Genomic DNA, 13112 nt, shown 5'->3' with positions numbered 1-13112 from the left:
AACCCCATGGCTCAAGAACCAGAAGAACAACAAATCACCTTAGTTGATGAAGATGGTGCGGAACAACTCTTTAACGTGTTGTTTACATTTACTGCTGATGAAGACGATACTGACAACAAGTTTGCCGGTAAGTCATACATCTTGCTTTATCCAGAAGGTACTCAAGAAGACGAAGAAGTTGATATCCAAGCCTTTGCATTTAACCCTGATGAAGACGGCGAAGCAACTGAAGGCGACTTGCAACCAATCGAAGACGACGAAGAATGGGCAATGGTTGAAGAGGTGTTGAACACTTTCCTCGACGATGATGACAACTTCGAAGCTTAATTAACAGTGAATCAGGATTTGCAGTGATGCGAATCCTTTTTCTTTGCACACTTTGTTAGCAAAGTGTGGGCCCCATTTCGTCTGACGTGGGATTGAATAAAATTGGCCACTGGCCACTGCGTGCCAGTAAATTACTTGGCGCACCACGCTGGAAGCAACCTCCCAAGCCAGTATGTGCTTATGCCTGCGAACCGGCAACGCAAAACATCCCAGCATTTTGTTGCACAAAATACTGAATCTAATCCTAACGCGATTAGATTAGCCTTGCAGGCTGGATGTCTGTCTTGGGCAATTCGGGATAGCTGGCAGTCTAATGGCTAAAGCCAAAAGACTGCTCACATTTGTAGCTACGCTGGACAAATAAGGCCCGGTCGGCTCTACCCTCAGCGACAAACCCGACACGTGGTGTCACGTCCCATTTCGGTGTAAAGCCTGCCGGCCACAAAGTGATTTTCAGTCACTCCGCTAGATAAGTGTGGAATTATTGATTACTGCTAAACTTGCAGCGACAAGGATTAGGGCATATTACTAGTCAGACTGCCTACTCAAATTAACGAAGAGGCTGGACTTTAGCTCGCACCGTGATGGCATAATCAGTAACGGGTTTGGTTACTGATTATGGATTTGTGAAGATGGTTACCGCGTTAGCGAACCAAGCTTCGCAAACATTTGAAGACCGCACTGTGGCTTCAAATGCTTGTCTTCCATCACGGTGTCCAGACTGGTTCCAGCCTCGTAGTGGGAATCGAACTGAGACACATATCCAAATCCCGCGCTAGAATAAATAGTAAATCACTTAGCGCACCACGCTGGAAACTATAGAAGCAACATTTAAAAAGAAGAGGAAAAATTTATGAGTACACACGCAGTTACGATTGTGACGCAATCGATGGTTGGCAATGAACCAGAACCGTTTTTTGATGTCATTACTTTTTTGGCAGATTTAGATGAAACACAGGCTGAAGACGTGGCTTACTTGCGGGAATTAGCCGAAAAGACACAACTTAGTCCAGCGTATGAAGAAGACGGGCAAAAAGTGTATGATGTTGTTGGCAAAGTGATTGATGTTTATGAATTAATTGATGAAATTACCTTTACGGGGAACCCAGAAGTTAATAGTCGCCAAATTTTGCCAGCTAAGCCAATGAACCTCGAACAATTTATCGAGACTTACTACAGCGATTACGTACTTGAGGACGCTGAAAGCTAACGTGTTCGTAATTTTAGAACGAGTATTAGCTGTTTATGCAAAAAATATCGAACAAATAACGAACGTTCGTTTGAAATGTTCTTCACTATTCGGTATACTATAAATAATAGATGAACTGAAAACAGTGAAAGAGGTGATCGCATGGTACGCGGCGAAAGCAAACAAATGGAAGTGCTTCGATTTATTTATGAGAAGCAATCACAAAAAGGTTATCCGCCAACAGTCCGTGAAATTGGTGAAGCGGTCGGCTTATCATCAACATCAACGGTCCATGGCCATATTGACCGCCTACAAAAAAAGGGTTACTTAAAAAAGGATCCAACAAAACCCCGGGCGATTGAAATCACACCACCAGGCCTTGAAATGCTTGGGGTTTCAGCAACGCCAGGTAAGATTCCGGTCTTAGGGGTCGTTACGGCAGGGGAACCAATCTTGGCCGTTGAAGAACGGACGAATGAGTTCTTTCCATTGCCTAGTGATTTAGAAGCGTATGATGGCGATTTATTCATGCTCAACGTGCGGGGAACATCAATGATTAATATTGGTATTCTCGATGGTGATAAGGTCATCGTCCGTAAGCAAGATCATGCTGATAATGGTGATATTGTGGTCGCAATGACCGACACGGATGAAGCAACTGTTAAGCGCTTCTTCAAGGAAAGTGATCACTTCCGCTTACAACCGGAAAACGACACGATGGCGCCAATTATTTTGACGGATGTCACGGTTTTAGGTAAAGTGGTTGGCTTATACCGGAATTCAGTCTATTAATAACAATAGGAGGTCCTGACTTTGGAAGCAGAAAAGTTACGCCAACGAATTAACGAATTAGGTGCAAAACGTAAAAAAGAAGGCTTAACTGAAGGTGAAGAACTGGAACGGCAAGCATTGCGTGAAGAGTTTTTGGAAAACTTTCGGAAGTCTTTCCGTTCACAAGTTGAAATGATGCAAGTCTTCGACGATAACGGCAAAGAAGTTACCCCTGAAAAAGTACGTGAAATTCAACGAAAGAAAGGGCTACGGGACGATTAGCCCTTTTTTTCTGTGTTAGAATAAAGTAAACTAGAATATGAACTTTAAAATGTAGGAGAAAAGACATGAATACAGCGCTCGCAATCGTATTAATTGTCGTTGCTTTGATTGTCGGTTTAGTTGCTGGCTTCTTCATTGCTCGTAAGTATATGGAAACTTACTTGAAGAAGAACCCACCAATTTCCGAAGACATGATTCGCTCAATGATGATTTCAATGGGTCAAACACCTTCACAAAAGCGTTTGAACCAAGTTATGGCATCTATGCGTAACAACAAGTAAGATAAATAAAAAAGCCACGACGCTAAGTCATGGCTTTTTATTTATAATATGCGTGTGGTTAACATGGTACGTAACCAGTTATTCTTCGGGGATTTTCGCTTTTTCGGGGTGTTGGTCAACGTAAACGAAATCCGGATTCAGCTCTTTATCCAAGGCGTCAAAGGCGGTTTGCATTTGAGCTCCGATTTCTTCGACGCGCGCTTCCGTTAATTTGTCACGGCGATCGATGTAAATGGGATCACCAAAGTTCAACTCAACGTTGTTACGCTTGAACAGGCCGCCAAATGTCAAAGGTCCTTGATAGACAATGGGCACGATTGGTTTGCCAGATAATTTCGCAATCATCATGGCACCAGACTTGATGTCGTTACTGTGACGCGAACCACTAGGGAAGATAATCAAGCCGAGATCGCCGCTTTTCAAGTTCTTGACGGGAGTTTTAATCACTGATGGACCAGGATTAGCTCGGTCAACGGGGAAGGCATTAGCGCCAACGAGAATCCATTTTAGGATGGGGTTCTTGAATAATTCGATTTTAGCCATGAAACTAAATTTCAATGGAGCCGCGGCTAACGCAAAGTAAATTGGATCCCACCAAGTCCGGTGTGGACCGGCTAAGATATAAGTACCTTCGGGTAATTTATCGTAGTTGCGAATTTGAGGTTTTCCATTGATAATATATAACAGGGCGCGAGCAAAACCGCGCAAAAATGAATAAAGCATATTCACACTCCTTTTTAAAAGTAATTCATATTTAACGTTAAGTATGCAAAATTTCAGGTAGTAAAGCAAGTAAGGAATAATATCAGATGGCAGAAATTAAATTAAATGCGGACGAACGGATTGATCAATTATATAGTAAAGATGTCAAAATAATTCAAAGTGATGCGGTGTTTTCTTTTTCATTGGATGCCGTCTTACTGTCCGAATTTGCCAAAGCGCCCAAAGGTGGTCATGGTTTGACAGTGGATTTATGTGCGGGCAATGGGGCAGTGGGACTGTTTTTTGCCAAGAAAGCCGCCGGCACAATTACCGAAGTGGAAATTCAGCCCCGTTTGGCGGACATGGCCCAACGGTCAATTGTCTTGAATGATTTAGATGGGCGCATGAACGTATTGAATATTGATTTAGCCGATACGCTCGAGCATATTAAGCCGAGTGCCGCTGAAACAGTGCTCTGTAATCCACCATATTTTGTGGATGAACCTCAATCGACAAAAAATCCGAATGAACACTTGGCCATCGCACGCCACGAAATCAAAACCAATTTAGCAACAATCACGGATGTGGCCAGTCGATTACTCAAGACGAATGGTAAGGTTTATTTTGTCCACCGGCCCGATCGCTTCTTAGATTTGATTGATGAGTTGCGCGCGCACCGCTTGGCACCTAAGCGTATTCAGATGGTGCATTCCAAAATTGACCGCGAAGCTAACATGGTGTTAGTCGAAGCAATCAAAGATGGCCGCCCAGGTGGTGTCCGTTACCTCGAACCATTGATTGTGTACAATGCTGACGGATCATACACGAAACACGTCCATGAGGCTTTATATGGCGAATAAACCATATTATTTTTACGTCATCCTCGCTGCCGACAAAACTTTGTACGGGGGCTTTACCGATGACGTCGGCAAACGTTTTGCAGCCCACCAAGCATTTAAGGGGGCTAAATTCACTAAAATAAAAAGTAAACACCCCCTCGAATTGATTTATGCGGAAGCGTTTGATAATAAACATGATGCGTTATCGGCTGAGTGGCACTTTAAACACCAACTCCGGGAAAAGAAAGTGGGCTACCTCGCTGAGCATGGCGTGGATGTGCAACGCTTCGCGCACCGCAAATAAGAAAAAAGACTTGCGCAGGCGGTAAATATTTGATAAACTATTTTTCGGTGTTAAAAAGCCAATTCACACCTTAGCTAATGTTGACTGGGTTGCGAGCGATCGTCCAGCGACAAGTGCGGCTAGGGGAGGAATAAACAAATTTCTGGAGGAAATTACTCATGGCAGTAATCTCAATGAAGCAATTGCTTGAAGCCGGTGTCCACTTTGGTCACAAAACCCGTCGCTGGAACCCAAAGATGAAGGAATTCATCTTTACTGAACGTAACGGTATCTACATCATCGACTTACAAAAGACTGTTAAGCTTGTTGACCAAGCTTACAACTACGTTCGCGATGCAGCCAAGGATGGCGCAATTGTGCTTTTCGTTGGTACTAAGAAGCAAGCTCAAGACGCGATTGCTGAAGAAGCAACTCGTGCCGGTCAATACTTCGTCAACCACCGTTGGTTGGGTGGTACTTTGACTAACTGGAAGACTATTCAATTGCGTATTGCACGTTTGAAGGAACTCAAGGCTATGGCCGAAGACGGTACTTTCGATCGCTTGCCTAAGAAGGAAGTTTCATTACTTCTTAAGCAAACTGCTAAGCTTGAAAAGTTCCTTGGTGGTATCGCTGATATGCCTAAGGTTCCAGACTTGCTCTTCATCGTTGACCCACGTAAGGAACAACTTGCTGTTCAAGAAGCACACAAGTTGAACATTCCTATCGTAGCTATGGTTGATACTAACGCAGATCCAGATGACATCGACGTTAAGATTCCATCAAACGATGATGCTATCCGTGCCGTTCGTTTGATCACTGCTAAGATGGCAGATGCAATCATCGAAGGTAACCAAGGTGAAGACAAGGTTGACGAAAACTCATTTGGTGCAGACCAATCAGTTGAATCAATCGAAGAAATTGCTGCTGTTGTTGAAGGTAACAACTCAGCTAAGTAATCATTAATTATGAAGTAGGCTACCACATTTGTTGCTGAACCTTTAGGGGTTTAACCGCGTGGCGGCCTATTTTTATGAAAAAAGCACGACAGAATTAAACTTTAGACTGCTATTTTGGCCTAAAGTAAGGTACAATAGATACGATATAAATTATAAACTTAAGGAGATTTAACTACTCATGGCTATTACTGCTGCTCAAGTTAAAGAATTACGTGAAAAGACTGGTGTCGGAATGATGGACGCCAAGAAGGCCCTTGTTCAAGTTGAAGGCGATATGCAAGCTGCTATCGACTTCTTGCGCGAAAAAGGTATGGCTAAGGCTGCCAAGAAGGGTGATCGTATCGCCGCTGAAGGTATGACTTACGTTGCATCTAAGGGTAACACTGCTGCAATCGTTGAATTGAACTCAGAAACTGACTTCGTTGCCGGTAACAAAGAATTTAACGACTTGTTGCACGCTGTTGCAAACGCTATCGTTGAACTCAAGCCAGCTGACGTTGATGCTGCGCTTGCATTGCAAGTTAGCGAAGATGAAACTTTGAACGAAATGATCATCCACACTACTCAAATCACTGGTGAAAAGATTTCACTCCGTCGTTTTGAACTTGTTGAAAAGACTGATGACCAAAACTTCGGTGCATACTCACACATGGGTGGCCGTATTTCATCACTTGTATTGCTTGACGGTGCCGATGCAGAAACTGCTAAGGACGTTGCAATGCACGTTGCAGCCATCAACCCACAATACGTTTCTCGTGAAGAAGTACCTGCTGATGTAGTTGCTCACGAAAAAGAAGTTCAAATGAACGCTGAAGACATGGCCGGCAAGCCAGATAACATTAAGGAAAAGATCGTTGAAGGTCGTTTGAACAAGTTCCTTGCTGAAATCTCATTAGCTGACCAACCATTCGTTAAGGATGGCGACCAAACTGTTGCTAAGTTCGTAGCATCTAAGAACGGCTCATTGAAGTCATTCACACGTTACGAAGTTGGTGAAGGTATGGAAAAGAAGGTTACTGACTTCGCTGCTGAAGTTGCTAGCCAAATCAACTAATTTACCGATTTTTAGAAAGAGGCGCGCAAACAGGCGCACCTCTTTTTTTAAGAAAAGAAGGTAGCTTGATTTAACTAGTAGAGTGAATTATCAAAGGAGCAGATAATCAAATGGCAGACATTAAGTATAAACGTGTTTTGATGAAGTTGAGTGGTGAAGCCCTCGCCGGCGATCAAGTCCGTGGGATTAACCCAATTTTCGTGAAGCAAGTTGCTGAAGAAATTAAAGAAGTGCACGACCTCGGTGTTGAAATTGCTATCGTTGTCGGTGGTGGTAATATGTGGCGTGGTGAAGCGGGTGCCGAACTTGGTATGGAACGCTCACAAGCCGATTACATTGGAATGCTTGGTACGGTTATGAACGCCTTAGCCTTGCAAGATAGCTTGGAAAATGTTGGTGTCCCAACTCGTGTCCAAACTTCAATCGAAATGCGCCAAATTGCGGAACCATATATCCGTCGTAAGGCAGTTCGTCACTTGGAAAAGAACCGCATTGTGATTTTTGCTGCTGGGACTGGTTCACCATACTTCTCAACTGATACGACGGCCGCATTGCGTGCAGCTGAAATCAACGCCGATGCTATTTTGATGGCTAAGAACGGGGTTGACGGTATTTATTCAGCTGATCCACGCACTAACCCAGACGCCGAAAAGTTTGATACTTTGACGCACTTGGAAATTTTAAGCAAGGGTCTGCAAGTTATGGATTCTACTGCTAGTTCATTATCAATGGATACTGATATGCCATTGATCGTGTTTAACTTCAACGAAACAGGTAACATCAAGCGTGTTGTTGAAGGTGAAAATATCGGAACAACTGTTAAAGGAGAAAAATAATAATGGCTAACCCAATTATTACTGATGCGAAAGAACGCATGACTAAAGCCGGTGACGCTTTGCAACGTGATTTGCAAAACATCCGTGCCGGTCGTGCCAATGCTGGTATCTTGAACCGTGTTCAAGCTGACTACTATGGTGCAATGACACCAATTAGCCAAATGGCCTCAATCACAGTCCCAGAAGCCCGTGTGCTTTTGATTACGCCATATGATAAAACATCTTTGGACGCAATCGAAAAAGCCATTTACGCTTCTGACTTAGGCTTGACGCCATCAAATGATGGTTCTTCAATCCGTTTGGTAATTCCTCAATTGACGGAAGAACGTCGTAAGGAATTAGCTAAGGACGTGAAGGGTGAAGCTGAAAATGCTAAAGTTTCCGTGCGTAACGTTCGTCGTGACGCCATGGATACTTTGAAGAAGCAACAAAAAGCTAGCGAAATCACTGAAGATGATTTACATGATTTAGAAGATCAAGTGCAAAAGGCAACTGATGCCGGCATTAAGAATATTGATGCCATTGCTAAGGATAAAGAAGAAGAATTGTTGAACATATAATTGTTTTTGAAATTAAGCGGTGTCTTTGACGGAAACGTCGAGGCGCCGTTTTTTGCGTTTTAAATGCTGATTTTGGCGGCTCTATTCCGGCTGACGTGGGATTGAATAAACTTGGCCACTGCGTGCATGGAAATTACTTGGCGCACCACGCTGGAAGCAACCTCCCAAGCCAGTCTGTGCTTATGCCTGCGAACCGGCAACGCAAAACATCCCAGCATTTTGTTGCACAAAATACTGAATCTAATCCTAACGCGATTAGATTAGCCTTGTAGGCTGGATGTCTGTCTTGGTTGGTTCAGATAAGCTGGGAGTCTAGGGGATAAATCCCCAAGACTCCTCATCTTATCTTCAGCGAGAATCCCCAGTCGTGGTGTAAAGGATGCGCCCGCCAAGTAATTTCCAGACACTCCGTTAATATGCAGAATGGGTACTTAATCGCAAACCCGCAAAATCACTAGGGCGTTTGTAAAACTGCATTTGGCATTTTTTGAATTTATTTGGCATTATTGAATTTTCATTAATACCAAATAAAATGCGGAATATTCGTGGTTAATTTCCAAGTTTAATACTTTACTTTCTTAATCTATAAATGTAAACTAAAAGTATAGATTACACTTGTAGATTAGAAAGGGGTGCGCTGATGACGAAGAATATTGCTGAAAGCGAATGGGCGGTGATGCGGGTCTTATGGACGCTCGGAGCGGCCAATAGTAACGAATTGGTCCAAATCATGGCTGAAAAAAAGCATTGGAGTAGTTCGACAACGAAGACAATTATTACGCGCTTACATAATAAAGCATTAATTGTGGATGATGGTGAGGTGCGTAATCGTCAATATCGGCCAGTGATTCAGGAGGCGGACACGATGACTAGCCAGTTGACTGCCTTGATGCATGATATGTGTGCGATGAAGGTGGGAACTAGTTTGAATGAGGCCCTCGACGATGTGGAACTGTCACAAGACGATATTAGCCAACTAATCACAAAACTGAATGCCAAATTGGTAACGGCGCCACAGGAAGTTATCTGTGATTGTTTACCAGCTGGATGTAATGAAAAGCACCAACATAATAAAACAACTGGTCATGTAGCGACCAATAATTCTAACAAGGAGCAAGCAAATGAAAAAGCATAAACCAACAGATGAAGAAATGAAAAAAATGATTGCGGATTTGGCCGCACATCCGCAAAGTACTGAAAATGAGGATCATAGTCACATGCATCACGACATGGATTCGATGCACCACGACGAGATGGGTGATATGCCAAATATGCACCATGATATGGCCGACATGGGGGGCATGAATCACGAGCATATGAATATGGGTGACATGGACATGGCCGGGATGGATATGGACCACGATATGATGAATCATGGTGGCCATATGATGCATATGGGGAACATGAAACGTAAGCTGATTGTTTCGGTAATTTTAACGATTCCCTTGCTGTTACTTTCACCTATGATGGGTTTAAACATGCCATTTACCTTGCATGATATTCCGGCACAGCAGTGGATTGTCTTAGCGCTTGGTTCCGTGATTTTCTTTTATGGCGGGACGCCGTTCTTTTCAGGGGCAAAAGGTGAGTTACAAGCGCGCAAGCCAGCTATGATGATGTTGATTACTTTAGGAATCACCGTCGCGTACTGTTATAGCGTTTACGCGACTGTGATGAATGCGATGGCACCTCACGCCATGGTGATGGACTTTTTCTGGGAACTAGCAACCTTGGTTGATATTATGTTGCTGGGGCACCTAGTGGAAATGAATGCTGTCACACGGGCCGGTTCAGCCGTCTCAAGTTTGGCACAATTAATTCCAAAGCAAGCCCATATGGTACACAGCGATGGTAGCACGATGGACATGCCGGTCAGTCAGTTGCACGTTGGTGACCACGTCCTCGTTAAGGCGACTGAAAGTATTCCGGCCGATGGTTTGGTCGTTAGCGGGCAAACAACGGTCGATGAAGCCATGCTGACTGGGGAAGCAACCCAAGTCATCAAGCAAACGAAAAATACCGTCTTGGGTGGCTCAATCAACGGCTCAGGGGTCATCGAAGTCGAAATTACGAGTATTGGTACGGATAGTTTCATTGCCCGTGTGCAAAAGCTGGTGGAAACGGCACAATCACACCAAAGTAAGAGTGAAACGTTGGCGAACAAAGTTGCCGGGTGGTTATTCTACGCGGCCACGGGTATCGGTATTGCCGCAATGCTTGTGTGGACTCTCGTAAATGGATTTGCCTACGCGTTGCCAATTGCTGTGACGGTGTTTATCATTGCCTGTCCCCACGCGTTGGGGCTAGCAGTACCACTAGTAACTGCCCGCTTTACGGCGATTGCCGCGCAAAATGGTTTGTTGATTCAAAATCGGGAACCATTGGAACAAATTGATGATATCAAATATGCTTTGATGGATAAGACGGGGACGTTAACGGAAGGTAATTTCAAGGTTCGTTCCGTCAAATCAGTGACAACTGAATACAGCGATGCCGATATTTTAGCAATTATGGCAACATTGGAAAGTGGCTCAACGCACCCACTGGCTCAAGGGATACTGAATGCGGCGAAAGCCCAGCACGTGGCCTTGATGGCGAGTTCAGAACTGGAAAATATTCCCGGAACTGGGATTACCGGGGTGCTCAATAACGACCGCTTTGCGATTGTGGCGGTTGATTATCTGACAAGTCACAAAATCGCCTATGACCAAAATTATTTTAACAAGCTAGCCGCCGCTGGTAACTCAGTGAGCTACTTAGTAACTATGGACAAAGTTGTTGGAATCGTTGCCCAAGGGGATGAAATTAAGGCGACCGCGGTTAAATTTATTCGTGATTTGCAAGCCCAAAATATTACGCCGGTGATGTTAACGGGTGATAATGAACAAACGGCCAAACGGGTTGCAGATGTCTTGGGCATTACGGAAGTGCAAGCGCACCTGAAGCCCGCAGATAAAGCTGAATTGGTGAAAGAATACCAACAAAAAGGCCACGTAATGATGATTGGTGATGGGGTTAATGATAGTCCAGCCCTAGCGCAAGCTGATTTAGGAATTGCGATTGGTTCAGGGACGGACGTTGCGATTGATGCTGCTGATGTGGTGTTGATTAAATCTGATCCAGCGGATGTGACAAGCTTGATTAAATTAGCGAAAGCAACCAACCGCAAAATGAAGCAAAACTTGTGGTGGGGAGCTGGTTATAACGTGATTGCGATTCCGTTAGCCGCCGGTATTTTAATTCCGCTTGGTTTCCGCCTTGATCCGATGGTCGGTGCGATCTTGATGTCGTTATCAACCGTAATCGTGGCAATTAATGCAATGCGCTTAAAATTATAGTTATGATAGAAAAGTGTTTGGGGAAGAATGCTCCGAATGCTTTTTTCTTATGAATTAGCAAAGTTAGTTGTGGAAACCAACATATCTTGCCCGTAAAAGCGCACAAAAAGAAAACGATTACAAAAAGTTGTGAAAAGGGCTTGCAAAAGCGCTTACATTCATGCAAAATATAATTATTGATGCTCCATCAGAGGAGACATTTTCGAAAACGAAAGGGAATTATTTAATCATGGCAAAAGACAAACTTATTGGAGTTGACTTGGGCGGTACGACAATCAAGTTCGCTATTTTAACTGCAGAAGGTGAAATCCAACAAAAGTGGAGTGTGCAAACGAACATCTTGCAAGATGGTTCACACATTGTTCCAGACATTATCGATTCAATTAATCACCACCTTAACTTGTACCAATTGGATAAGGATCGTATCATCGGAATTGGGATGGGAACTCCTGGTACAGTTGATCGTGAAAACGGTACGGTTGAAGGTGCCTTTAACTTGAACTGGGATGCTGATCACAAGCAAAACGTTAAAGCTGATATTGAAGCTGGTACTGGTTTGACATTATCAATTGATAATGATGCCAACGTGGCTGGTTTAGGTGAACAATGGCGTGGTGCTGGTAACAATGCTGATGACGTTGCATTCATCACACTTGGAACTGGTGTTGGTGGTGGTTTGATTGCCAATGGTAAATTGATTCACGGTGTGGCCGGTGCCGGTGGTGAAGTAGGGCATATTTGCGTTGAACCAGGTGGCTACCTTTGCACGTGTGGCAACCGCGGTTGTTTAGAACAATACACGTCAGCAACTGGTGTCGTGCACTTGGCTCACGATTTTGCTGAAGAATACGCTGGTGACTCAAAGCTTAAGTCATTGGTTGATAACGGTGAAGAAGTTACGTCAAAGATCGTCTTTGACTTAGCTGCTTCAGGCGATTTCTTGGCTAACGAAGTTGTTAACAAGGTTGCCTACTACCTTGGTTTTGCATCAGCTAACCTCTCAGCTATCTTGAACCCATCAGCCGTTGTTATCGGTGGTGGTGTGTCAGCTGCTGGTGAATTTTTACGCTCACGGGTTGAACAAAGCTTTGAAAACTTTGCTTTCCCAACAGTTCGGACTTCAACTAAGATCAAGTTGGCTGAGCTTGGAAACGATGCTGGGGTTGTTGGTGCAGCCTCATTAGCTCGCGGATAATCATTTAATTAGTTAAAAAAGGGCAATCGAACTGGATTAGCCCTTTTTTGCTTGTTATAATAGATTGAGAAGTTATTTAGAAAGAGGACGTTACTGTGATTAATTACATTTTGTACTTCATTATTTTGGTCTTTGCCATTTACATGCTATACTGGTTCATTCAAGGACGTCGTTCAGCGAAGTTTGTAAAACAAGAAGAATACGCTGAAATGATTCGGGGCGGTCAATTAGTTGATTTACGTGAAAAAGACGACTACAAAGCTGGTCACATTATGGGTGCCCGTAACTTGCCATACTCAGTTTTTTGGCAAAGTTATAATGCATTGCGTACGGATAAGCCTGTCTTATTGTATGATACAACAACCCGTTTTTCAACGCGGGCAGCCAACCGTTTACGGACAAAGGGCTATAAAGAAATTTATATCTTAAAGGGTGGTTACACTCGTTGGGATGGTAAGAAATCTAGTAAGTAAGCAAAAGGACTTGGCGTCGTAAC

At 43.7% G+C, this 13112-nt stretch carries 16 protein-coding genes; 15 read left to right on the top strand and 1 reads right to left on the bottom strand.

The window, feature by feature from the left end; all coding sequences use genetic code 11:
• Nucleotides 1-6 precede the first annotated feature (6 nt).
• From EQG49_RS02105 to EQG49_RS02085, 5 genes are all read left to right on the top strand, one after another.
• Complete coding sequence (locus EQG49_RS02105) at nt 7-327, top strand: DUF1292 domain-containing protein (RefSeq protein ID WP_133362420.1); 321 nt, start codon at nt 7-9, stop codon at nt 325-327.
• A gap of 853 nt (nt 328-1180) precedes the next feature.
• On the top strand, nt 1181-1537 hold the full coding sequence (locus EQG49_RS02100) for a hypothetical protein (protein WP_133362419.1): 357 nt from the start codon (nt 1181-1183) through the stop codon (nt 1535-1537).
• Nucleotides 1538-1678: 141 nt separating this feature from the next.
• Nucleotides 1679-2308, top strand: a complete 630-nt coding sequence (gene lexA, locus EQG49_RS02095; protein WP_133362418.1) for a transcriptional repressor LexA — start codon at nt 1679-1681, stop codon at nt 2306-2308.
• A gap of 21 nt (nt 2309-2329) precedes the next feature.
• Complete coding sequence (locus EQG49_RS02090; protein ID WP_133362417.1) at nt 2330-2569, top strand: DUF896 domain-containing protein; 240 nt, start codon at nt 2330-2332, stop codon at nt 2567-2569.
• A 65-nt stretch (nt 2570-2634) separates the two neighbouring features.
• Nucleotides 2635-2850 (top strand): YneF family protein, encoded by a 216-nt coding sequence (locus tag EQG49_RS02085; RefSeq protein WP_133362416.1) that lies wholly within the window; start codon nt 2635-2637, stop codon nt 2848-2850.
• A gap of 78 nt (nt 2851-2928) precedes the next feature.
• Here the strand turns inward: EQG49_RS02085 and EQG49_RS02080 are convergent, their stop codons facing one another.
• Nucleotides 2929-3573 carry a lysophospholipid acyltransferase family protein gene (locus EQG49_RS02080; protein ID WP_133362415.1) on the bottom strand — a complete coding sequence of 215 codons (645 nt, stop codon included), beginning with the start codon at nt 3571-3573 and terminating at the stop codon, nt 2929-2931.
• A gap of 86 nt (nt 3574-3659) precedes the next feature.
• On the opposite strand from EQG49_RS02080, the gene EQG49_RS02075 reads away from it, so the two are divergent.
• The 10 genes from EQG49_RS02075 (at nt 3660) to EQG49_RS02030 (ending at nt 13089) form a co-directional block, all read left to right on the top strand.
• Complete coding sequence (locus tag EQG49_RS02075) at nt 3660-4412, top strand: tRNA1(Val) (adenine(37)-N6)-methyltransferase (protein WP_133362414.1); 753 nt, start codon at nt 3660-3662, stop codon at nt 4410-4412.
• Nucleotides 4402-4695 (top strand): GIY-YIG nuclease family protein, encoded by a 294-nt coding sequence (locus tag EQG49_RS02070; protein WP_133362413.1) that lies wholly within the window; start codon nt 4402-4404, stop codon nt 4693-4695. The genes EQG49_RS02075 and EQG49_RS02070 overlap by 11 nt, the downstream gene beginning before the upstream one ends.
• A 158-nt stretch (nt 4696-4853) precedes the next feature.
• Entirely contained in the window at nt 4854-5633 is a 780-nt protein-coding gene (rpsB, locus tag EQG49_RS02065) for a 30S ribosomal protein S2 (protein WP_133362412.1), read from the top strand.
• A 178-nt stretch (nt 5634-5811) separates the two neighbouring features.
• On the top strand, nt 5812-6687 hold the full coding sequence (gene tsf / locus EQG49_RS02060; RefSeq protein WP_133362411.1) for a translation elongation factor Ts: 876 nt from the start codon (nt 5812-5814) through the stop codon (nt 6685-6687).
• Nucleotides 6688-6797: 110 nt separating this feature from the next.
• On the top strand, nt 6798-7523 hold the full coding sequence (gene pyrH / locus EQG49_RS02055; RefSeq protein ID WP_133362410.1) for a UMP kinase: 726 nt from the start codon (nt 6798-6800) through the stop codon (nt 7521-7523).
• Nucleotides 7524-7525: 2 nt separating this feature from the next.
• On the top strand, nt 7526-8083 hold the full coding sequence (gene frr / locus EQG49_RS02050) for a ribosome recycling factor (RefSeq protein ID WP_133362409.1): 558 nt from the start codon (nt 7526-7528) through the stop codon (nt 8081-8083).
• Between the two features lie 640 nt (nt 8084-8723).
• Nucleotides 8724-9218, top strand: coding sequence for a BlaI/MecI/CopY family transcriptional regulator (locus EQG49_RS02045; protein WP_133362408.1), 495 nt, complete (start codon nt 8724-8726; stop codon nt 9216-9218).
• The gene (locus tag EQG49_RS02040) at nt 9205-11421 is read left to right on the top strand and encodes a copper-translocating P-type ATPase (protein ID WP_243115730.1); all 2217 of its coding nucleotides are present in this window, start codon (nt 9205-9207) and stop codon (nt 11419-11421) included. The genes EQG49_RS02045 and EQG49_RS02040 overlap by 14 nt, the downstream gene beginning before the upstream one ends.
• Before the next feature lie 229 nt (nt 11422-11650).
• Nucleotides 11651-12616, top strand: a complete 966-nt coding sequence (locus tag EQG49_RS02035; protein ID WP_133362407.1) for an ROK family glucokinase — start codon at nt 11651-11653, stop codon at nt 12614-12616.
• Nucleotides 12617-12711: 95 nt separating this feature from the next.
• Nucleotides 12712-13089 carry a rhodanese-like domain-containing protein gene (locus EQG49_RS02030; protein WP_243115729.1) on the top strand — a complete coding sequence of 126 codons (378 nt, stop codon included), beginning with the start codon at nt 12712-12714 and terminating at the stop codon, nt 13087-13089.
• Nucleotides 13090-13112 lie beyond the last annotated feature (23 nt).

The sequence above is a fragment of the Periweissella cryptocerci genome (assembly GCF_004358325.1).
GTDB classification, from domain to species: Bacteria; Bacillota; Bacilli; order Lactobacillales; family Lactobacillaceae; genus Periweissella; species Periweissella cryptocerci.
This window is presented reverse-complemented; position numbering and strand designations above follow the sequence as displayed.